Genomic DNA, 19708 nt, shown 5'->3' on the forward strand with positions numbered 1-19708 from the left:
CCGGAGGACGGTCCCACTGCCGCCCTCCGGTCCTGATCGGGGGATCCTCAGGCCGCCTTGATGGCGACGAGGAAGTTCTCCACCTCGCTCTTCAGGCGCATCGCCCCCTGGTTCAGGTCGCCGGAGGCCGACATCACCTGGCTCGCGGCGCTGCCGGTCTCGGTCGCGGCCTGCGACACGCGGCCGATGTTGCTGGTCACCTCCTGGGTGCTCTGCGCCGCCTGCTGGACGTTGCGGCTGATCTCCTGGGTCGCCGCCCCCTGCTCCTCGATGGCGGCGGCGATGGAGGAGGAGATGTCGTTGATCGAGGAGATGGTCGCCCCGATCCCGCGGATCGCGCCGACCGCCCCGCCGGTGGCCGCCTGGATGCCGGCGATCTGCTGGGCGATCTCCTCCGTCGCCTTGGAGGTCTGGTTGGCGAGGCTCTTGACCTCGCTCGCCACGACGGCGAAGCCCTTGCCGGCCTCGCCGGCGCGGGCCGCCTCGATGGTGGCGTTGAGGGCCAGCAGGTTGGTCTGGGCGGCGATGTTCTGGATCAGGTCCACCACGTCGCCGATGCGCTGGGCCGCTTCCGACAGCCCCTGCACGGTGGCGTTGGTGCGGTCGGCCTCGTCCACCGCCTTGCCGGCGATGCCGGCCGACTGCGACACCTGCTGGGAGATCTCGGTGATGGAGGCGGCCATCTCCTCCGACGCGGCGGCGACGGTCTGCACGTTGGCGGAGGTCAGTTCGGCCGCCGCCGCTGCGCTGCCGGCCTCGGCCCGCGTGTGCTCGGCGATGTCGGTCATGCTGCGGGCGGTGGTGTCGAGCTGCGACGCCGCGGCGCCCACGGTCTGCAGGACGCTGTGCACCGCGCCGTCGAAGTTGCGGATCAGCGAATCGATCCGCTCGGTGCGGCGGCGCTTGTTCTCCTCCTCGGCGGCCTGGGCGGCGGTCAGGCGCTCCGCCTCGATCAGGCCGTCCTTGAAGACCTGCACCGCACGCGCCATGGCGCCGATCTCGTCCCGGCGGGCGCCGCCTTCCACCGCGATGCCGAGGTCGCGCTTGGCCAGACGGTCCATGATGGCGGTCAGGGCGACGATGGGCCGGGCGACCGACTTGGTCATGGCGATGCCGGCGAACAGGCAGAGGACCGCCACGAAGGCGATGGCGCCCAGAATCCAGTTCCGCGCCCCGACATAGGTGGCCCGCCCGGAGTCCGCCGCCTTCGCGGCGTTCTGGACGTTGGAGGCGGTCAGCTCGTTGATGAGCGCGGAGCATTCGTCGAACGCCTTGCGCGAGTCCTCCCGATAGATGCCGGTGGCCTTCTCGTTCTCGTTGGCCCGGGAGGAGGAAAGCAGCTTGCCTTGGCTGATCTTCAGATAGCTGTCCCAGGCGGCCTCCCAGCGCTTGAAGGTCTGGGTTTCCCAACCGGGGGCCAACAGCGGTTCATACTTCCGCCGGGCCTCCGCCAAGCGGTTCAGAACCGTGGTCATTTCCTTTTCGACCTCGGCCATTTCCGCGGGGTGGAGCGCCAGGATGTGGGACGCCTCCAGGATGCGGTAATCGTTGGCCGCGCCGTCGATCTCCCCGATGGCGGTGACGCTGGGCAGCCAGTTGGAGCGGATTTCCTCAGCGGCGTGGTTGACGGTGCTCAGCCGGTCAACGGCGAACAGTCCCAGGGCGACCGACATCAGCAGGACACAGACGGTGGCGGCGACCACCTTGGTCCGGATGGTCATGGAACTCAGCATGGACATGGCGCGTATCTCTTTCCCCCGAAACGATGCGGCGGCGGTCGATTGTTATGAGTCTGAACGAAAGTATTTGGCAGTCCAGACGTCCCTGCGTGGGGCGTTGGACTTGCCTGTATCAAATGATGGAGCGGCAATTATTAAAAAATATGCAAAACCGACGCGGCGTGTTCTGCGCGACACTTGTTCAATGATGTCTTTGTGTCAGGAAAGATGAGCAGCCGAAGAGGCGAACACGACCGGGCGACCGCAAGCCAAGGTTCAGAGCGGCGGCGCGTAGGTGGCCAGCAGGACGGACAGGGTGACCACGCTGGCGATGGTGGACATCAGGATCGCGGCGGAGGTGCGCTCCACATAGATGCGGTACTGGCTGGCCACCACGAAGGTCAAGGCGCCGGTGGGCAGGCCGGCGAGGATGATGGCCGACCCGGCCCAGAAGGGGTCCAGCGGGAACAGCGTCTGGATGAGCAGCCAGGCCAGCGCCGGCTGCACCACCAGCTTGCACGCGCTGATCCAGCCGACCTCCAGAAAATTGGCCTTCAGGCTCTGGGTCGCCAGGAACAGGCCGATGGCGAAGAGGGCGCAGGGGCCGGCGGAGGCGCCCATCAGGTCGCAGTAGATGGCGACCGGGCGCGGCACCGGCACGCCGGATAGGAAGACCGACCAGGCGAGCCCCAGGGCCGTGGAAATGATCAGCGGGTTCTTGACCAGCGCCCGGCCGACGTCGCGCAGCGCCTTGCCGATGCCGCCGCCCTGGCTGTTGGCGAACTCCAGCCAGATCACCGCGATGCCGACCATGATCGCGCTCATGATGACGGTGGCGAGGATGGCCGGGGCCAGACGGTCGGGGCCGAAGGCCGCCAGGAACAGCGGGATGCCCATGTAGCCGGTGTTGGAGAAGCAGGCGTTCAGCCCCTGCATGCACTGGATCTGCGTCCGCTCGCGGTGGATCAGCCAGCCGAGCAGGGCGCCCAGCGCGTAGACCGCCAGCATCGAGCCGAGGAAGGCGCCGATGAAGGGGCCGTTGAAGATCTCGGGCAGCGAGCGCTTGGCCGTTCCGAGGAACAGCACCGGCGGCAGGGCCATCCAGTAGACGAACTTGTTCAGCGCCTCCGACGAGGCGGGACCGAGCAGCTTCGCCTTACCGGAAAGGACGCCCGCCAGGATGATGGCGAAGACCGGGAGCGCCACGTTGAAGACCACCGACATGGGGGGCGACCTTAAGGGGCAACCCGTCCCCTGTCGAGGGACCCACCCGTCCGCCCCGGGCATAGCTCCCTTGACGGCGCTCCCTCCCTTGACGGCGCGCGGGGGGCGGGCAAGATTGGGCGGGGCCCTTTTTCCGCAGGAGTTTCGATGATCAACCATCACAGCGCGCTCATCTACGTCATGGTGCTGGTGTCGGCGTGCGACGGCGACATGACGGACGCGGAGCTTGAGGCCATCGGCGAGAACGTCCGCTACCTGCCGATCTTCAAGGATTTCGACATCGACCGGCTGACCGACGTGACCCGCGAATGCTCCGGCCTGCTGGCCGACGCCGACGGGCTGGAGACGACGCTCCAGATCGTCAAGGAGGCCATTCCGTCCAAGCTGTCCGAGACCGCCTACGCGCTCGCCTGCGACATCGCCGCGGCGGACCCGTCGGCCTCGCAGGAGGAACTGCGGATGCTGGAGCTGATCCGGCACAAGCTGGGCGTGGACCGGCTGTGCGCCGCCGCCATCGAACGCGGCGCGCGGGCGCGCCATACCCGCCTGTGACGGCCGGGAGCATGACAGCCAGGGACATGGCCAACCTCAAGGACCGTACGGTCGGCTTCATCGGGCTGGGCCTGATGGGCCGGCCGATGGCTCGCAATCTGGCGAAGGCCGGCGCGGCCCTGGTGATCAGCAGCCGCAGCCCCGGCCCCGTCGAGGAGCTGGCGGCCGAGGGCATGAGCCCCGCCGCCGGGCCCGCCGAGGTCGCCGCCCGCGCCGACTCCATCGTGCTGATGCTGTCGGACACCGTGGCTGTGGAGGCGGTGGCCGCCGCGCTGATGGACGCGCTGCGGCCCGGCCATCTCGTCATCGACATGGGCACCACGGCGGTCGGGGCGACCCGCAAGCTGGCCGAGGCCGTCCGCGCCAAGGGCGCCGACTGGGTGGACGCCCCGGTGTCCGGCGGCACGGTGGCGGCGGAGGCCGGCACCCTGACCATCATGGCCGGCGGCACGGAGGAGGCCTTCGCGCGCGCCCTGCCGCTGTTCCAGGCGATGGGCCAGCGCATCACCCATGTCGGCGGCAGCGGGGCCGGTCAGGTCGCCAAGATGGCGAATCAGGTGATCGTCGCGCTGAGCATCGGCGCGGTGGCCGAGGCGCTGGCGCTGGCCAAGGCGGCGGGGGTGGAGCCGGGCAAGGTCCGCGACGCCATCCGCGGCGGCTTTGCCGAATCGCGCATCCTGGACCTGCACGGCCAGCGCATGGTCTCCGGCGACTTCACGCCGGGCGGCCGCGTGGTCACCCAGATCAAGGACCTGAAGCAGGCGGAGGAACTGGCGGAGCAGTCCGGCATCCAGCTTCCCGCGCTGGGCCTCAGCCTGGAGCTGTTCGAACTGCTGGCCGAGCAGGGCGACGGCGGGCTGGACCACTCGGCCCTGTACCGGCTGTTCGTCAAGTAAGCCCTTCTGGCTCCGGTCGGTTCGCGTCGGCCGGAGCTAAAGCGAACTTCCGTTCGCTTTGGACTCATAGCGCCTCATTCGCCGGCGGGCTCCGGTCGCATGTGCGACCGGGACCGCCGGCGCGGTCCAAAGCGGATTGCAATCCGCTTTAAAGGGCCAGATGCAGCAAGGGGAACGGGCGGCCGCTGTCGTCCAGCGCGGAGCGCCCGACCTCCCGGAAGCCGAGGCGCCGATAAAAGGCCCGGGCGGCGCCGTTCTGCTCGTTCACATCCACCGTCAGATGCGGTCCGCCGTCGCGAGCGCGGGCGACCAGGGCGCGGCCGATCCCCCGGCCGTGCCACGCCGGATCGACGAACAGCGTGTCGATCTTGCACCCGGTCATGCCCAGGAAACCGACCGGCCGGTCGTCGCCGTCCACCGCGACCAGCAGCGCCGCCGCCGGAAGATACTGGTCGCGCACGAGGTCGGCGTAGAAGGCAATGTCCTCCTCGCTCAGGAAATCGTGCGTGCTGCGCACCGCGGCGAGCCAGACGGCAAAGAGGACCGGGGCGTCGTCCGGACGGGAGGAGCGGATCGGGATCACGCGTCGAGATACTCCTTCACCAGCAGCTCGGCGATCTGCACGGCGTTGAGCGCGGCGCCCTTGCGCAGGTTGTCGGTGGACGCCCAGAAGGACAGGCCGTTGTCCACCGTGTAGTCCTCGCGGATGCGGCTGACGAAGACCGGGTCGTCGCCGGCGACCTCGACCGGGGTGATGTAGCCGTCGTTCTCGTGCTGGTCGATCACCTGCATGCCCGGCGCCTTGCGCAGGATGCGGCGGGCCTCCTCGGCGGTCAGCGGCTCGACGCATTCGATGGTGATGGCGGCGGAATGGCCGATGAAGACGGGGACGCGGACGCAGGTCGCGCTCACCTTGATCTTGGGGTCGAGGACCTTCTTCGTCTCGACGTTCAGCGCCCATTCGTCCCGCGTCGCGCCGTCCTCCATGAAGGGGCCGACGTGGGGGATGACGTTGAAGGCGATCTGCTTGGAGAAGACGGACTTCTGCACCGGGTCGTTCACGTAGATGGCGCGGGTCTGGCCGAACAGCTCGTCCATGCCCTCCTTGCCGGCGTCCGAGGCCGCCTGGTAGGTGGAGACGACGACGCGGCTGATCGTGGCCTGCTCGTGCAGGGGCTTCAGCGCCATGGCCAGAAGGACGGCCGCGCCGCCGGGGCTGGCCACGATGTTCTTCGTCGCGTAGCCGGCGAGCGCGTCGGCGTTGACCTCCGGGACCACCAGCGGGACGTCGGGGTCCATGCGGAACTGCGGGCTGGCGTCGATCACCACGGCGCCCGCCGCGGCGGCGCGCGGCGCGTGGGCCGCCGAGACCTTGGCGTCCGCGGCGAACAGCGCGATGTCCACGCCCTTGAAGTCGAAGCGGGCGACGTCCTCCACCTTCAGCACCGCGTCCTCGCCGAAGGACACCTCCTTGCCGACCGCGCTGTCGGCGGCCAGGGCGATCACCGCGTCGGCCGGGAACCGGCGGTCGGCGAGGGTGGTCAGCATTTCCCGTCCGACGTTGCCGGTGGCGCCGACGACCGCGACTGTGTAGCCCATGGCGGTTAATCCCTGTGATATGCGGTGCGAAGAGGGCTTGAGGTATGCGGTTCCCAATGGAATTGCAACAGCGCCCGCGTTGTGACACCGTGTCCGCCCTATCACGAACGACCGCGACCGGCACACCGGGGCATGGCCACTCCGCTCGAAGACATCATCGCCAAGGCGATCAAGGACGCGGACAAGTCCTTCTTCAACGAGGACTACACCAAGCAGGCGCGTTCGGTGATGAACGCGCTGAAGAAGGCCGGCTACGAGGTCGCTCCGGTCCGCCCGCCCGAGGGGCTGGTGGAATGGGCCAAGGAGAACATTCCCTTCGGCCGGCTGCGTCCGGCGGAGCTGATTACCCAGATGTATTCGATGATGGTGGAGAATGTTCGCCGCTTCGACAAGTAATAGGCTGAACGGCGAAGCCGGGTTTCGGCCCTGGTAATACCAGCTGCAGCAAAGCCCGTTAGTTTTCAGGCACTTCCCGCGGTGCGCCATTTTGGCCACGGCCAAGTCCCTGCCGTTGACTCGTGTGCGGTAGAGGCGTAATTCAATCGCCAAACACAGCAGGGCTTAAAACTTTCGGTCTCGCATCACCCGCCGTCGCGGCAACAGCCCTCCTTGCCGCGACCGGTCGCCGAACTGAGGACGACGCAATGGCAAACGGCAGCGGTCGGCCGCTCTCTCCGCATCTGCAAGTCTACAAACTCCCCAGGACCGCGCTCCTGTCCATCACGCACCGCATCACGGGCGTGGGGCTGGCCGTGGGCACCCTTCTGCTGACCTGGTGGCTGGTCGCCGCTGCCACCAGCCCCGCCGCCTACGAGCGCGCGCAGCACTTCATCGGCTCCTTCTTCGGGCTGCTGCTGATGTTCGGCTGGTCGCTGGCGCTCTATTATCACCTGTGCAACGGCATCCGGCATCTGGTGTGGGACGCCGGCAAGTCGTTCGAGCTGAGCGAGGCCGAGCGCGGCAACCAGATCGTCATCGGTGCGGCGGCCGTGCTGACCGTGCTGACCTGGATCATCGGCCTGGCCGTGTGGTGAGGAGAGAAGACATGGCGTCCAACAGCAAGACCCTCCGCTCGCCGCTGCAGATCGCGCGCGGCCTGGGCTCCGCCAAGCACGGCACCGAGCATTGGTGGCACCAGCGCGTGACCGCCATCGCCCTGGTTCCGCTGACCATCTGGTTCGTCTTCGGCGTGATCCGCCATCTGGGCGCCGATCACGCGGCCTTCGTCGCGTGGCTGGAGTCGCCCTTCTCGGCGCTGATGATGGTGCTGACCGCCGTGGTCACCTTCCACCACGCCCAGGCCGGGCTGCAGGTGGTGATCGAGGACTACGTGCACAATGAGATGGCGAAGATCCTGAGCATCCTGGCCGTGAAAGCCCTGTGCTTCGTGCTGGGTGCCGCCTGCGTCATCGCCGTCCTCAAGATTTCGTTCGGAGCCTGACGAGCCATGGCCGCCTACGATATTATCGATCATTCCTATGACGTCGTCGTCGTCGGTGCCGGCGGCGCGGGCCTGCGCGCCACCTTCGGCATGGCCGAGAAGGGCCTGAAGACGGCGTGCATCACCAAGGTCTTCCCGACCCGCTCGCACACCGTGGCCGCCCAGGGCGGCATCTCGGCGGCGCTCGGCAACATGAGCGAGGACGACTGGCGCTTCCACATGTACGACACCGTCAAGGGGTCGGACTGGCTGGGCGACCAGGACGCCATCGAGTACATGTGCCGCGAGGCCATCCCGGCGATCATCGAGCTGGAGCACTACGGCGTGCCCTTCTCGCGCACGCCGGAAGGCAAGATCTACCAGCGCGCCTTCGGCGGCATGACCGCCCATTACGGCAAGCAGCAGGCCTACCGCACCTGCGCCGCCGCCGACCGCACCGGCCACGCCATCCTGCACACCCTCTACCAGCAGTCGCTGAAGCACGAGGCGGAGTTCTTCGTCGAGTACTTCGCGCTCGACCTCATCATGGAGGACGGCGTCTGCAAGGGCGTGGTGGCCTGGAACCTCGACGACGGCACCATCCACCGCTTCCGCGCCCAGCTCGTCGTTCTGGCGACGGGCGGCTACGGCCGCGCCTACTTCTCCGCCACCTCGGCCCACACCTGCACGGGCGACGGCGGCGGCATGGTGCTGCGCGCCGGCCTGCCGCTGCAGGACATGGAGTTCGTGCAGTTCCACCCGACCGGCATCTACGGCTCCGGCTGCCTCATCACCGAGGGCGTGCGCGGCGAGGGCGGCTACCTCACCAACTCCAACGGCGAGCGCTTCATGGAGCGCTACGCGCCGTCGGCCAAGGACCTCGCCTCGCGCGACGTGGTGTCCCGCTCGATGACCATCGAGATCCGCGAGGGCCGCGGCGTCGGTGAGCACAAGGACCACATCCACCTGCACCTGGAGCATCTCCCGCCGGAGATCATCCACCAGCGCCTGCCCGGCATCGCCGAGACGGCCAAGATCTTCGCCGGCGTGGACGTCACCAAGGAACCGATCCCGGTTCTACCAACGGTGCACTACAACATGGGCGGCATCCCCACCAACTTCCGTTGCGAGGTGGTCAACCCGACCGCCGAGGATCCGGACCGCGTGGTGCCCGGCCTGATGGCCATCGGCGAGGCGGCCTGCGTGTCGGTGCACGGCGCGAACCGCCTGGGCTCCAACTCGCTGCTCGACCTCGTGGTGTTCGGCCGTTCGGCGGCCATCCGCGCCGCCGAGATCGTCGAGAAGGGCAAGTCGGTGTCGTCGTCCGCCGCCGCGACCGACGTCGCGCTGGAGCGCTTCGACCGCATCCGCAACGCCAAGGGCTCGATCAAGTCGTCGGAGCTTCGCCTGGAAATGCAGCGGACCATGCAGAACAACTGCGCGGTCTTCCGCACCGGCGAGGTGCTGGAGGAGGGCGTCAGGCTCATCGACCAGACCTTCGCCAAGAAGAGCGACATGGCGATCAGCGACCGTTCGCTGGTCTGGAACTCCGACCTCGTCGAAGCCATCGAGCTGGACAACCTGCTGTACCAGGCGGTCGCCACGCTCCACTCGGCGAAGAACCGTCCGGAGAGCCGCGGCGCCCACGCCCGCGAGGACTATCCGGACCGCGACGACGAGAACTGGATGAAGCACACCGTCATCGAGGTGTCGGGCAAGGGCGAGACGAAGATCGGGTACCGCCCGGTCCATCTCTACACCCTGACCGACGAGGTGCAGGTGTTCCCGCCCAAGGCCCGCGTCTACTAAGGCGGCAAGAGCAAGGCAAGGATACGAACCATGGTCGAATTCAACCTGCCCGCCAATTCCAAGGTCGGCGTCGGCAAGACCATCAACGCCGCCAACGGCGCCAAGCGGGCGAAGACCTTCAAGATCTACCGCTGGTCGCCGGATGACGGACAGAACCCGCGGGTCGACACCTACGTCGTCGACCTCGACAAGTTCGGCCCGATGATCCTGGACGCGATCATCTACATCAAGAACAACGTCGACTCGACCCTGACCTTCCGGCGCTCCTGCCGCGAGGGCATCTGCGGGTCCTGCGCGATGAACATCGACGGCACCAACACGCTGGCCTGCCTGAAGGCCATCGAGGAGGTGAAGGGCGACGTCAAGATCTACCCGCTGCCGCACATGCCGGTGGTCAAGGATCTCGTCCCCGACCTGAAGCACATCTACGCCCAGCTCGCCTCGATCAAGCCGTGGCTGCAGTCGCAGTCGCCGGCCCCGAGCCGCGAGCGTCTGCAGTCGCCGGAGGACCGCGCCAAGCTGGACGGCCTCTACGAGTGCATCCTGTGCTTCTGCTGCTCGACCTCCTGCCCCAGCTACTGGTGGAACGGCGACCGCTACCTCGGCCCGTCGATCCTGCTCCAGGCCTACCGCTGGATCGTGGACAGCCGCGACGAGATGACGGGCGAGCGCCTCGACAACCTCGAGGACCCGTTCCGCCTCTATCGCTGCCACACCATCATGAACTGCACCAAGGCGTGCCCGAAGGGCCTCAACCCGGCCAAGGCCATCGCCGAGATCAAGAAGCTGATGGTTCAGCGCCGCTGATCCGTCCGTTTCGGTTCGTTGATGAGGAACGGGGCGCCTCCGCGAGGGGGCGCCCCGTTTGCATTGGTCCTTGGGCGGCGTCCTGGCTCACGCGAAGTCGGGGTCGGTGGGCCGGGACGGCGGCAGGTCGTCGTTGGGCAGGGGGGAGGGCATATCCTCCTGCGGGCCGGGGGTCGGCAGGTCCGGGTTGTCAGTCAGGGGGCCCGGGGTGGGAAGGTCCTGGCCCGGCGGCGGGAAGGGCGGGGCCGCGCGCAGCGGCTGCGGAAAGGCGCTCGAATAGGTCCAGCCCATGGGTCTGTCGCTCCCGGTGTGGTGAGGGTGTCCTGCATCAACCGTCCGGCTGGCCCGTCTGCGCAGGTTGACCGGCGGCGATGAGGGGGTATGCTTTTCGAGGGAGCGAACCATCCGGATAGAACCAACCCCAAGCCAAAAAGGGAGAAGATCATGGGCAGCACGGCCGGCCAGGCGTTGAGCTACATCCAGGGCGAATGGATCGCGGGCAACCCCGCCATCGTCGGCCCGATGACTCACGCGCTCTGGCTGTCTTCGGTCGTTTTCGACGGCGCCCGCGCTTTCCAGGGTGTGGCCCCCGACCTTGACCGCCACTGCGCCCGCGTCGTGCGCTCGGCCCAGGTGATGGGCCTCGCCCCCATGCTGACCGCCGGCGAGATCGAGGAGCTGTGCTGGGACGGCATCCGCCGCTTCCCCAAGGAGGCCGAGCTGTACATCCGCCCCATGTTCTACGCGGAGGAGGGCTTCGTCGCGCCCGACGCGGAGAGCACGCGCTTCGTCCTGTCGGTCTACGAGGCGCCGCTGCCCAGCGTCGCCGGCTTCACCGCCGGGCTGTCGAGCCGCCGCCGCCCGGTGCCGGACATGGCGCCGACCGAGGCCAAGGCCGCCTGCCTCTACCCCAACGCCGGGCTGGCCCTGAAGGAGGCGCGGGAGCGCGGCTTCGACAACGCCATCATGCTCGACCCCATCGGCAACGTCGCGGAATTCGCCACGGCCAACCTGTTCATCGCCAAGGACGGGGTGGTGCGCACGCCGGTGCACAACGGCACCTTCCTCAACGGCATCACCCGACAGCGCGTGATCGCCCTGCTGCGCGACGACGGCGTGACGGTGGAGGAGGCCACCCTGAGCCCCAGCGACGTGCTGGAGGCGGACGAGGTCTTCTCGACGGGCAATTACGCCAAGGTGGTGCCGGTCACCCGCGTCGAGCAGCGCGTCCTGCAACCCGGCCCCCTGGCGGCGCGGGCACGGGCGCTCTATTGGGAATTCGCCTTCCGCTGACCGGCGGCGATCGATCCCGAATGCCGGTTTCCGGGCGGTATGCGGCCCGGAAACCGGCTTGATGACTGGCCGGTTCCGCGGCATGATTCCGTCGAAACGGTGGGGCGGCCCACCGAAGGAATCCGTGGAGGAAGGGCATGCAATTCCGCGAACGGCGCCGCGTGATCCAGGTGATCCGCACCGTCTACGATCCGGACCTGAAGCGCGGGCGGTCGGAGCTGGTCGGGAAGATCGACAAGGCCGCCCCCGTGGTCACCGACAAGCTGCAGAAAAGCTGCACGCCGGAGGAGTTGTCGGAAATCCTCACCTATCTGGACGACCGTCACAACCGCCTGCGCAACGAGGCGGTGCGCGCCGGGGCGGAAACCCTGCCGGCCCAGATGCGGGAAGCCGCGGAGTATTTCCGCACCCACCGCGACGACGACGCGCGGGCCTTCGCCACGGAAATCCGGCTGGCGTGGGAGGAGTTGAAAACGGCCCTGCGCGAGTCCGGCTTTTCCAAAAGCAAGGTGTTGAAAAGGGGGGCGGACCGGGACAAGGTCGCGACGCTGCCGGAGGCGCCGACGCCCACTGTGTCTTTGAGCGTCGAGGGCGCGGCCGAACCGGTGAGCGTCCGGTCGCCCGCACAGCCGGTTCGCAAACCGCGCGCCAGGAAGGCGCGGGCCGTCTCCGCCGCCGCCGTGGAGGGGGCATCCCCGGACATGGACGGGGCCGGCAGCCCTCCGGCGGTCTGACGACCGCGCCGGTTCAGCCGCCTGCGCGAACCAGCGCGCTGGCGGCGTTGCGGTGATGGGTCAGCGCGGCGGTGAGGCGGGTCAACCAGACGTCGCTGGCCGTCCGGTCGGCGGGCAGGGCGCGGCGACGGTGCGCGGTGCCCCGGCGCGCCTCCTCGGCCAACCGGACATGCAGGCGAAGCGCGGCGGCCCGGGCCAGGACGGTGTAGCGCTCCACCCCTTCCAGAAGCGCAGCCCGCAAAGCGTCGCGTGGCGGCGCGTCATCGTGGTGGCGTTCCAACGCTTCGAGAAGGGCCAGATCTTCGAGACGCGAGGGGCGCGGAGGCGTTCTGGCGATTCCGGTCATGACCGGACGCTAGACCTTCGGACCGCCAATGTAAAGGAAAAATATCCTAGGACCGTGTGCCGCAGGGCTGACGCTTACTGGCTTGCCCAGACGATGCGGGCCATCCAGGCCACCTCGGCGCGCGGGATGCTGCGGTCCGGATGGGCGCGGTTGATGGAGATCAGCTCGATCTTCGTGGCGGTCTCGCGCAGGAGCTGCTTCGCCATCACCTCGCCGCCCTTGGTGCGGACGACGACGCGGTCGTTGCGCCGGATCTGCGCGGCGGGCGAGACGATGATGGTGTCGCCGTCGCGGTAGACCGGGTCCATGCTGTCCCCGGCGATCTCCAGCGCGTAGGCGTGGGGGTCGCCGATGCTGGGGAACAGAAGCTCGTCCCAGCCCACGCCCGAGGGAAAGCCGGCGTCGTCGAAGAAGCCGGCGTTGCCCGCCTGGGCGTAGCCGATGACCGGCACCCGCTGGAGCGAGCCGGCGCCCGCGGCATCGCCGACGAGGCTGACGAATTCCGACAGCGACGCGCCGGTCGCCTCCAGAACCTTGGACACGCTCTCCGTCGAGGGCCAGCGGAGCTTGCCGTCGCCGGTGGTCCGCTTGCTCTTGTTGAAGGTCGTCGGGTCCAGCCCCGCGCGCCGCGCGAGCCCGGAGGCCGACAGCCCGTGCTGGGCCGCGAGGCGGTCGATGGCCCGCCAAATGTCCGCATGTTTGAGCATGGGAGGATAATCACATAAACCGCCCGCCTCGTCCCTAGGAACCTATTCATATTTTCCTTGACGAAGGATTTTAATCAGTACATAACGTGAACATCTGTTCGCCAGCCGCGCGTGCCGCGGCCCATCCGGCGCTCCGCCCGAGAGCGATGTGGCGCCCGCGAACGCAAGAGCTGCAATTCCGAGGGAGACCCCACGCATGGTCCATCACCGCAACACGTCCATGGTCCTGTCCGACGCCGTCGGGGAGCCGTTCGGCAGCGCGGAGGAGGCGTGGTTCTGGTCGGTCCAGGCGCAGGACGCCAAGGCCGCCGGGGCGCGCATCGCCGCCGGGCGGGGGCTCGTCCAGCGCCCGTGCGAGCCCGGCGACGTGCTGTGCGCGGTGGATCGGCTGTACCGCCGCCGCCTGCTGATCCGCGACCATCTGCATGTGCTGGTTCATTACGGGCGCCGCCTGATGGCGCCGGACCCGGCGCGTTACCGCGAGCAGCGCGCCCACACCCTGTGGCGGGAGGCGTTCGACCGGCTCCGCCCGGTGCTGCGCGACAAGGGCATCGTTCAGTGAGCACGCCTCTGCCGCAGCCCTGCCAAGCGGGGCCCTGCCGGCCGGGAGCGGACGCGCCGCGCGCCTGGGTGGTCTTCCGGGGCGAGGCGGAACTGTGGTGGCTGCGCCTGCTGAAGCCGGGCTACCGCCACTGCTTCGCGCTGCTGCACGACGGGCGCCGCTGGGTGATCGTCGACCCGCTTTCGCCCTTCACCGACGTGTCGGTCCTCGATCTGCCCGCCGCCTTCGATCTGCCGGGCTGGTACCGCGGGTTGGGCATGGCGGTGATCCCGGCGCCGGTGCGGCGCGGTCTGACCCGCCCGGCCCCCTGGGGACCCTTCACCTGCGTGGAGGCGGTCAAGCGCCTGCTGGGGTTGCACGCGCCCGGTGTCCTGACGCCCTGGCAGCTTTACCGGCGGCTGGCGTGCTCCGCCGTCGGGTCCTGATCGGCGCCGCCGTCCCACCCCCGCTTCCAGTCGCCCTGTCTCACCACGAACAAGGAAACCCCGCCCATGGCGAACCTGTTCAAGGCGCCGCGGCCGACGGCGCCGCCGGCGCCCGCCCCGGACCCCGCGCCCACCCCCCAACCCACGCCGGCCCCCGCCCCCGAGCCTGTCCCCGCGCCGACCCCGGCGCCCGAGGCGGCTCCGGCGCCGGTTCCCGCCACGACGCCCTGGTGGAACACCGCCCCGGACCCGGTGCCGGCACCCGCCGCCCCGGTGGTCGAGGCCCCGTCCTCCGCGGTCCCGCCCGCCGCCGATCCGGTCACCCCGGTTCCGGCCAGGGAGGAGGAGAAGGACCCGGCGAAGGCCGCCGAGGCGCTGATCCAGCGGCGCAACCGGGGACGGGCGGGGACGGTCCAGACCTCCTGGCGGGGCGCGCTGGACGTCGGCGCCCTGGTGCCGCTGCGCAAGCGTCTGTTGGGGGAGTGAGGCCATGAAGGACACCGCACCCGACGCTGTTCGGGAACGCCGCAAGGGGAATGCCGCATCCGCGTCGCCGAACGGGCCGGAGCGTCTGCTGGAGCGCTACCGCGCCGCGCGGGAACGCCGGTCGGTCTGGGAAAGCCATTGGCAGGACTGCTACGACCACGCCCTGCCCAACGGGCAGCCCTTCCGCGGCGGCGGCACCCCCGGCGAGCGGCGGGTGGACCGGCTGTTCGACGGCACCGCGCCGGACGCGGTGGAGCAGCTCGCCGCCAGCCTGCTCGCCGAGCTGACGCCGCCCTGGTCGCGCTGGTTCGGGCTGCAGCCCGGCCCGTCGCTGCCGGACGGGGAGCGCGACCGCGTGGCCCCGATGCTCGACCGCGCCGCCGGCATCGTGCAGGCGCATGTCGACCGCTCCAACTTCGCCGTCGAAATTCATCAGGCCTTCCTCGACCTCGTGACGGTGGGCACCGCCTGCCTGCTGATGGAGGAGGCCCCGCCCGGCGCCGCGTCCAGCCTGCGCTTCACCGCGGTGCCGCTGGCCGAGGCGGTGCTGGAGGAGGGGGCGGACGGGCGGCTGGACGGCACCTTCCGGCGCAGCGAGGCGACGCTGGCCCAGATCGAGCGCCGCTTTCCCGGCGCCCCCCTTCCGGACGAGGTGCGGGAACGCGGCGCCGCGGAGCCGGACAGCCGCTTTCCGCTGGTCGAGGCGGTGCTGCCGGACGGGATGGCCTACCGCTGGACGGTGGTGCTGGACAGCGGCCTGGCCGATCCCGCCACGCTGGCCGAGGGCCGCTTCGCGCAATCGCCGTTCATCAACTTCCGCTGGCTCAAGGCACCGGGGGAGACCTACGGCCGGTCGCCGGTCATGAAGGCGCTGCCCGACATCAAGACCGCCAACAAGGTGGTCGAGCTGGTGCTGAAGAACGCCTCCGTCGCCGTCACCGGCATCTGGCAGGCCGACGACGACGGGGTGCTGAACCCCGCGACGATCCGGCTGGTGCCGGGGACGATTATCCCCAAGGCGGTGGGGTCGGCCGGGCTGACGCCGCTCGCCAACCCTGGCCGGTTCGACGTGTCGCAGCTCGTGCTCGACGACCTGCGGGCGCGCATCCGCCACGCGCTGCTGGCCGACCGGCTGGGGCCGCTGGACCAGCCGCGCATGACCGCGACCGAGGTGGTCGAACGCTCCGCCGAGATGGCCCGGCTGCTGGGCGCGACCTACGGGCGGCTCCAGGCGGAGCTGCTGACACCGCTGGTGCTGCGCGCCGTCGGCATCCTGCGCCGCCGCGGCGAGATCCCGGACATCGCGGTCGACGGGCGCACGGTGGCGCTGCAGCACCGCTCGCCACTGGCCCAGGCGCAGGCGCAGAGGGACGTCCAGGCGACGCTGCGCTGGCTGGACACCGCACGTCAACTCGGTCCGGAGGCGCTGTCGGCGGTGGACGTGGCGGCGACCGCGCGCTGGCTGGGCGAGGCCTTCGGCGTGCCCGCCAAGCTGGTGCGGGTGGAGGCGCATCATGGCTGATCCGGCAGGATCGCACAAAGCCGGGTGGGACTGGCTGGAAGGCGTGCCGCCCGCCGAGGCCGTTCCGGCGGGCGACCCGGCGCCCAGCTTCGCCCGCTGCTTTGCCGGGCCGGACGGGGCGCGGGTGCTCACCGCCCTGAAGGCGATGACGCTGGAGCGCACGCTCGGCCCCGACGCCTCAGACGCTGCGCTGCGCGACCTCGAGGGCCAGCGCCGCCTGGTCGCCCTCATCCTCGCCCTGACCGCCCGCGGGCAGGGCGCCTGAGTCTTTCATCGACAAGGAGCTATCCATGGCTGAGAACCTGCTGACGTCGACCGTTCCCGGCGCCCCGCCCACGGTGCCCGAGAAGTTCCGCGACCCGGAGACCGGGGCGGTGCGCGTCGAGGCGCTGCTGAAGTCCTATCTGGAGCTGGAGCGCAAGCTGTCCGCCTCCGGCAACGGCGAGCAGCCCGGCCTGCTGGCGGCGCCGGGCGTGCCGGACGGGCCGGAGGGCTATTGCATCGCCTGCGACCACGGGCTGTTCGAGCCGGACCCGGCGATCAACGGCCGCCTGCGCGGTGCCGGCTTCACGCCCGAGCAGGCGCAGCTCGTCTACGATCTCGCCGCCGAACGGCTGGTCCCGCTGATCCAGGAGCTGGCCGCCGAGTTCCAGGCGGAACGCGAGGTCGAACGGCTGTCCGCCCAGTTCGGCGGGGCCGAGCGCTGGCGGGAGGTGTCGCGGCAGCTTCACGCCTGGGCGGTGAAGAACCTGCCGCCGGCGGCGGTGGAGGGGCTGTCGACCACCTATGAGGGGGTGATGGCGCTTCACCGGATGATGACCGGCGGCGAGCCGGCCGCCCTGTCCATGCCGGCCGGCGCGCCGTCCGCCGGCGGGGAGGCGGAACTGCAGGCGCTGATGCGCGACCCCCGCTATTGGCGGGACCGCGACCCGGCGGTGGTGTCGAAGGTGACCGACGGATTCCAGCGCCTGTATCCGACCGCCTGATTGGCCGCCTGATTGGCGGGCTTGGCGCGGCTTTGCAGGGTCACCCGGCGAAGCCGCGCCGGATGGGCGAAATGTCGCAGCCGGTTTGAAAAGGACGAAGGGAGACCGGGGCAGGCAACTTGACCGTTGCGTGTTTGAAATAAAAAAGCGACGCTTTCGCGCAGAATGACAACCGCCCGGAAGCAGCCGGGCGTGACGATCGCCGTCGGGACCGTGATGACGCTGCGCCGCAAGATCCGTTGGCTGACCTGGATCGGCCTGATCGGCTGCCTCATGGCGGCAATACCGGCGCTTTACCTGCTGCGCAGCGGTTTGATCACGGAACGGGAACGGCTGACCCACGCGCTGGTCGGTTCGGCGCACGCCATGCTTGGCGAGATCAACGCGGCCATCGAGGCCGGCGCCCTGGCGCGGGACGAGGGCCAGGGACAGGCGCGGCTGGCGCTGCGGGCGCTGGGGCGCGATCCCTTCCATGTCAGCGTCTTCACCGACGGGCGCGTGCCCGAAGGCTGGATGGGCGAGGGGCATTCGGTCCGCGCCAGCCTGACCTTCGAACCCTGGGGCTGGGCCATCGCGGCGGCCAGCGGGACCGACGACCTCGACCGCGAATTCGCCATGGAGGCCCTGGCCTTCGTCCTGTTCATCACCGTTCTGCTGGTGCTGAGCTGGCCGCTGTCGGTGTTCCTGTCGCAGCATGTGCTGGGTCCCATCGAGGCGCTGTCGGAGCGGATGGAGCGGCTGACCGAAGGGCAGACCGGCATCGACATCCCCGGCCGCGACCGCAAGGACGAGTTCGGCGCCATGGCCCGCGCCATGGACTATTTCCGACAGGCCGCCGAGGCGCTGATCGTGCGCGACGAGCGGCTGTTCGGCATCATGAACAACATCGGCGAAGCCATCGTGCTGGTCGGCGAGGACGGTCGGGTCGAGGAGCACAACCCCGCCGCCGTCGCCCTGTTCGGGGTCCCCGCGGAGCGGCTCGACGGCCATCGCTTCGCCGACCTGTTCGCCGAGGAGGACCGCGAGCGGGTCGCCCGGCTGCTCGGTTTGGGGCTCACACCAGGGGCGCCGGACGGGGACGGTGCGGCGGGACCGGGTGCCGGCGGCGGCCGCACGGAGCGCGCCGAGGAGCTGGTGATCGAGCGGGCGGACGGGCGGATCGACGCCTCGCTCTCCCTGTCCTGCCTGGACGTGCAGGGGCGGCGCAGCTACGTCTGCGCGCTGGCCGACATGACGGAGCGGCTGCGCCACGAGCGGGAACTGCTGCGGCTCGCCACGCGCGACCGGCTGACCGGCCTGCCGAACCGCGCCCTCATCGAATCGCTGCTCGACACCTCGATCGAGCGGGCGCGCCGCCATGGCCGCCGCTTCGCGGTGCTGTGCCTGGACCTGTCGCGCTTCAAGCTGATCACCGACACGCTGGGCCACCACGCCGGGGACCTGCTGCTGCAGGAGGTCGCCTCGCGGATCGTCGTCACGGTGCGGGCGAGCGACACGGTGGGGCGCATCGGCACCGACGACTTCGCGGTGATCCTCGACGAGGTGGGCGAGGCGAAGGAGGCGGAGATCGCCGCCCAGCGCATCCTGGCCGCCTTTGACGAGCCGGTGCTGCTGATGGGAACGGAGCATTACGTCCGCCCGTCGATCGGCATCGCCCTGTTCCCCGACCACGCCGACAGCGCGCAGGAGCTGATCCGCTCCGCCGACACGGCGCTCTACGCGGCCAAGCGGGCCGGCGGCAAGCGCCACGCCTTCTTCCGCAAGGAGCTGGCCGACCAAGCGCACCGCCATCTGGCGCTGGACCGCGACCTGCGGGCGGCGCTGGCGCGCGGGGAGTTCCAGCTCCACTACCAGCCCAAGGTGTCGCTGATCGACCAAGCGCTGGAGGGGTTCGAGGCGCTTCTGCGCTGGGACAAGCCCGGTTTCGGAATGATCCCGCCCGGCGAGTTCATCCCGGTTGCCGAGGACACCGGCTTCATCGTGCCCCTCGGCGACTGGGTGCTCGACGAGGCCTGCCGTCAGTTGCGGGAGTGGATCGACCATGGGCTGGAGCCGGTGCCGGTGGCCGTCAACATCTCGCCGCGCCACCTGCGCCAGCGCTCCGCCGAGGATTTCCGCCGCATCATCGACCGCCACCGCCTGTCGCCCGATCTGGTCGAGCTGGAGATCACCGAGGGCGCGGTGATGCAGGACATGGACCACGCCCTGTCCGTCCTGGCCGCGCTGAAGGCCATGGGCATCCGCGTGGCGGTGGACGATTTCGGCACCGGCCATTCCTCGCTGAGCTACCTGAAGCGGCTGCCGGTGACGACTTTGAAGATCGACCGGTCCTTCGTGAACGGCGTGCCGAGCGAGCGGGAGGACAACGGCATCGTCTCCACCATCATCGCCATGGCCGACATGCTGGGGCTCGACGTGGTGGCGGAGGGGGTGGAGAAGCCGGAACAGGCCAATTTCCTGCGCCACCACAACTGCACCCTGGTCCAGGGCTGGCTGACCGGGCGCCCGGTTCCCGCCGGGCAGGCCGCCGACCTGCTGGCTGTGCGCCTGCGCCGGACCGCGTGAGATCCGGAAGAACCGGGGGCCGTCGCCCCCGGTCCGTCCTCCTGATTCGGCCGTGAC

At 69.7% G+C, this 19708-nt stretch carries 23 protein-coding genes; 16 read left to right on the top strand and 7 right to left on the bottom strand.

Annotated features, from left to right (window positions below; genetic code table 11):
- Positions 1 to 47 precede the first annotated feature (47 nt).
- Positions 48 to 1739, bottom strand: a complete 1692-nt coding sequence (locus D3869_RS09735) for a methyl-accepting chemotaxis protein (RefSeq protein ID WP_137139882.1) — start codon at positions 1737 to 1739, stop codon at positions 48 to 50.
- Between the two features lie 255 nt (positions 1740 to 1994).
- Positions 1995 to 2942 (bottom strand): AEC family transporter, encoded by a 948-nt coding sequence (locus D3869_RS09740; protein WP_137139883.1) that lies wholly within the window; start codon positions 2940 to 2942, stop codon positions 1995 to 1997.
- A 147-nt stretch (positions 2943 to 3089) separates the two neighbouring features.
- Between D3869_RS09740 and D3869_RS09745 the strand changes: the two genes are divergently transcribed.
- Positions 3090 to 3494 (top strand): tellurite resistance TerB family protein, encoded by a 405-nt coding sequence (locus D3869_RS09745; RefSeq protein ID WP_014241609.1) that lies wholly within the window; start codon positions 3090 to 3092, stop codon positions 3492 to 3494.
- Positions 3495 to 3520: 26 nt separating this feature from the next.
- Positions 3521 to 4390 (top strand): NAD(P)-dependent oxidoreductase, encoded by an 870-nt coding sequence (locus D3869_RS09750; RefSeq protein WP_137139884.1) that lies wholly within the window; start codon positions 3521 to 3523, stop codon positions 4388 to 4390.
- 148 nt (positions 4391 to 4538) lie between these two features.
- Here D3869_RS09750 and D3869_RS09755 read toward each other — a convergent pair whose 3' ends face one another.
- Together D3869_RS09755 and D3869_RS09760 are read right to left on the bottom strand one after the other, a co-directional pair.
- On the bottom strand, positions 4539 to 4973 hold the full coding sequence (locus D3869_RS09755) for an acetyltransferase (protein WP_137139885.1): 435 nt from the start codon (positions 4971 to 4973) through the stop codon (positions 4539 to 4541).
- Positions 4970 to 5989, bottom strand: coding sequence for an aspartate-semialdehyde dehydrogenase (locus D3869_RS09760; RefSeq protein WP_137139886.1), 1020 nt, complete (start codon positions 5987 to 5989; stop codon positions 4970 to 4972). Before D3869_RS09760 ends, D3869_RS09755 begins: the two co-directional genes overlap by 4 nt.
- Positions 5990 to 6121: 132 nt before the next feature.
- Between D3869_RS09760 and D3869_RS09765 the strand changes: the two genes are divergently transcribed.
- From D3869_RS09765 to D3869_RS09785, 5 genes are all read left to right on the top strand, one after another.
- Entirely contained in the window at positions 6122 to 6385 is a 264-nt protein-coding gene (locus D3869_RS09765; protein ID WP_014241604.1) for a hypothetical protein, read from the top strand.
- Between the two features lie 248 nt (positions 6386 to 6633).
- Positions 6634 to 7023: a succinate dehydrogenase, cytochrome b556 subunit gene (gene sdhC / locus D3869_RS09770; protein ID WP_109072269.1), complete on the top strand. Its 390-nt coding sequence runs from the start codon at positions 6634 to 6636 to the stop codon at positions 7021 to 7023.
- 11 nt (positions 7024 to 7034) lie between these two features.
- A complete protein-coding gene (gene sdhD, locus D3869_RS09775) occupies positions 7035 to 7430 on the top strand; it encodes a succinate dehydrogenase, hydrophobic membrane anchor protein (RefSeq protein WP_014241602.1) in 396 nt (131 codons plus the stop codon).
- Positions 7431 to 7436: 6 nt separating this feature from the next.
- Positions 7437 to 9218: a succinate dehydrogenase flavoprotein subunit gene (gene sdhA / locus D3869_RS09780; protein WP_137139887.1), complete on the top strand. Its 1782-nt coding sequence runs from the start codon at positions 7437 to 7439 to the stop codon at positions 9216 to 9218.
- Positions 9219 to 9248: 30 nt separating this feature from the next.
- On the top strand, positions 9249 to 10025 hold the full coding sequence (locus D3869_RS09785; protein WP_137139888.1) for a succinate dehydrogenase iron-sulfur subunit: 777 nt from the start codon (positions 9249 to 9251) through the stop codon (positions 10023 to 10025).
- Between the two features lie 87 nt (positions 10026 to 10112).
- Here D3869_RS09785 and D3869_RS09790 read toward each other — a convergent pair whose 3' ends face one another.
- Positions 10113 to 10316, bottom strand: a complete 204-nt coding sequence (locus D3869_RS09790) for a hypothetical protein (RefSeq protein ID WP_137139889.1) — start codon at positions 10314 to 10316, stop codon at positions 10113 to 10115.
- A 153-nt stretch (positions 10317 to 10469) separates the two neighbouring features.
- Here D3869_RS09790 and D3869_RS09795 point away from each other — a divergent pair, with 153 nt between their 5' ends.
- Both D3869_RS09795 and D3869_RS09800 read left to right on the top strand, forming a co-directional pair.
- Positions 10470 to 11318 carry a branched-chain amino acid aminotransferase gene (locus D3869_RS09795; RefSeq protein WP_137139890.1) on the top strand — a complete coding sequence of 283 codons (849 nt, stop codon included), beginning with the start codon at positions 10470 to 10472 and terminating at the stop codon, positions 11316 to 11318.
- A 137-nt stretch (positions 11319 to 11455) separates the two neighbouring features.
- On the top strand, positions 11456 to 12052 hold the full coding sequence (locus tag D3869_RS09800; protein WP_137139891.1) for a hypothetical protein: 597 nt from the start codon (positions 11456 to 11458) through the stop codon (positions 12050 to 12052).
- Between the two features lie 13 nt (positions 12053 to 12065).
- Here the strand turns inward: D3869_RS09800 and D3869_RS09805 are convergent, their stop codons facing one another.
- Positions 12066 to 12398, bottom strand: a complete 333-nt coding sequence (locus tag D3869_RS09805; RefSeq protein ID WP_137139892.1) for a hypothetical protein — start codon at positions 12396 to 12398, stop codon at positions 12066 to 12068.
- Positions 12399 to 12472: 74 nt separating this feature from the next.
- Entirely contained in the window at positions 12473 to 13105 is a 633-nt protein-coding gene (locus tag D3869_RS09810; protein WP_014241596.1) for a S24 family peptidase, read from the bottom strand.
- A 196-nt stretch (positions 13106 to 13301) separates the two neighbouring features.
- On the opposite strand from D3869_RS09810, the gene D3869_RS09815 reads away from it, so the two are divergent.
- The 7 genes from D3869_RS09815 to D3869_RS09845 all read left to right on the top strand — a co-directional run bounded on the left by D3869_RS09815 (position 13302) and on the right by D3869_RS09845 (position 19651).
- The gene (locus D3869_RS09815; protein WP_137139893.1) at positions 13302 to 13667 is read left to right on the top strand and encodes a hypothetical protein; all 366 of its coding nucleotides are present in this window, start codon (positions 13302 to 13304) and stop codon (positions 13665 to 13667) included.
- Entirely contained in the window at positions 13664 to 14092 is a 429-nt protein-coding gene (locus tag D3869_RS09820) for a hypothetical protein (protein ID WP_247895609.1), read from the top strand. Before D3869_RS09815 ends, D3869_RS09820 begins: the two co-directional genes overlap by 4 nt.
- 66 nt (positions 14093 to 14158) lie before the next feature.
- Positions 14159 to 14578 carry a hypothetical protein gene (locus tag D3869_RS33040; RefSeq protein WP_175426362.1) on the top strand — a complete coding sequence of 140 codons (420 nt, stop codon included), beginning with the start codon at positions 14159 to 14161 and terminating at the stop codon, positions 14576 to 14578.
- Between the two features lie 4 nt (positions 14579 to 14582).
- Positions 14583 to 16100 (top strand): portal protein, encoded by a 1518-nt coding sequence (locus tag D3869_RS09830; RefSeq protein ID WP_137139894.1) that lies wholly within the window; start codon positions 14583 to 14585, stop codon positions 16098 to 16100.
- Positions 16093 to 16365, top strand: coding sequence for a hypothetical protein (locus D3869_RS09835; protein WP_137139895.1), 273 nt, complete (start codon positions 16093 to 16095; stop codon positions 16363 to 16365). Before D3869_RS09830 ends, D3869_RS09835 begins: the two co-directional genes overlap by 8 nt.
- Positions 16366 to 16390: 25 nt before the next feature.
- On the top strand, positions 16391 to 17086 hold the full coding sequence (locus tag D3869_RS09840) for a capsid assembly protein (RefSeq protein WP_137139896.1): 696 nt from the start codon (positions 16391 to 16393) through the stop codon (positions 17084 to 17086).
- A gap of 192 nt (positions 17087 to 17278) precedes the next feature.
- Positions 17279 to 19651 (top strand): putative bifunctional diguanylate cyclase/phosphodiesterase, encoded by a 2373-nt coding sequence (locus D3869_RS09845; protein ID WP_247895610.1) that lies wholly within the window; start codon positions 17279 to 17281, stop codon positions 19649 to 19651.
- Positions 19652 to 19708: the final 57 nt, after the last annotated feature.

Source organism: Azospirillum brasilense (assembly GCF_005222205.1).
Classification (GTDB): domain Bacteria; phylum Pseudomonadota; class Alphaproteobacteria; order Azospirillales; family Azospirillaceae; genus Azospirillum; species Azospirillum brasilense_G.

Coding starts and splice junctions, on each gene's coding strand:
- D3869_RS09735 (WP_137139882.1), bottom strand. CDS start 1,739: ATGTCCATGCTGAGTTCCATGACCATCCGGACCAAGGTGGTCGCCGCC.
- D3869_RS09740 (WP_137139883.1), bottom strand. CDS start 2,942: ATGTCGGTGGTCTTCAACGTGGCGCTCCCGGTCTTCGCCATCATCCTG.
- D3869_RS09745 (WP_014241609.1), top strand. CDS start 3,090: ATGATCAACCATCACAGCGCGCTCATCTACGTCATGGTGCTGGTGTCG.
- D3869_RS09750 (WP_137139884.1), top strand. CDS start 3,521: ATGGCCAACCTCAAGGACCGTACGGTCGGCTTCATCGGGCTGGGCCTG.
- D3869_RS09760 (WP_137139886.1), bottom strand. CDS start 5,989: ATGGGCTACACAGTCGCGGTCGTCGGCGCCACCGGCAACGTCGGACGG.
- D3869_RS09765 (WP_014241604.1), top strand. CDS start 6,122: ATGGCCACTCCGCTCGAAGACATCATCGCCAAGGCGATCAAGGACGCG.
- sdhC (WP_109072269.1), top strand. CDS start 6,634: ATGGCAAACGGCAGCGGTCGGCCGCTCTCTCCGCATCTGCAAGTCTAC.
- sdhD (WP_014241602.1), top strand. CDS start 7,035: ATGGCGTCCAACAGCAAGACCCTCCGCTCGCCGCTGCAGATCGCGCGC.
- sdhA (WP_137139887.1), top strand. CDS start 7,437: ATGGCCGCCTACGATATTATCGATCATTCCTATGACGTCGTCGTCGTC.
- D3869_RS09785 (WP_137139888.1), top strand. CDS start 9,249: ATGGTCGAATTCAACCTGCCCGCCAATTCCAAGGTCGGCGTCGGCAAG.
- D3869_RS09790 (WP_137139889.1), bottom strand. CDS start 10,316: ATGGGCTGGACCTATTCGAGCGCCTTTCCGCAGCCGCTGCGCGCGGCC.
- D3869_RS09795 (WP_137139890.1), top strand. CDS start 10,470: ATGGGCAGCACGGCCGGCCAGGCGTTGAGCTACATCCAGGGCGAATGG.
- D3869_RS09800 (WP_137139891.1), top strand. CDS start 11,456: ATGCAATTCCGCGAACGGCGCCGCGTGATCCAGGTGATCCGCACCGTC.
- D3869_RS09805 (WP_137139892.1), bottom strand. CDS start 12,398: ATGACCGGAATCGCCAGAACGCCTCCGCGCCCCTCGCGTCTCGAAGAT.
- D3869_RS09810 (WP_014241596.1), bottom strand. CDS start 13,105: ATGCTCAAACATGCGGACATTTGGCGGGCCATCGACCGCCTCGCGGCC.
- D3869_RS09815 (WP_137139893.1), top strand. CDS start 13,302: ATGGTCCATCACCGCAACACGTCCATGGTCCTGTCCGACGCCGTCGGG.
- D3869_RS33040 (WP_175426362.1), top strand. CDS start 14,159: ATGGCGAACCTGTTCAAGGCGCCGCGGCCGACGGCGCCGCCGGCGCCC.
- D3869_RS09830 (WP_137139894.1), top strand. CDS start 14,583: ATGAAGGACACCGCACCCGACGCTGTTCGGGAACGCCGCAAGGGGAAT.
- D3869_RS09835 (WP_137139895.1), top strand. CDS start 16,093: ATGGCTGATCCGGCAGGATCGCACAAAGCCGGGTGGGACTGGCTGGAA.
- D3869_RS09840 (WP_137139896.1), top strand. CDS start 16,391: ATGGCTGAGAACCTGCTGACGTCGACCGTTCCCGGCGCCCCGCCCACG.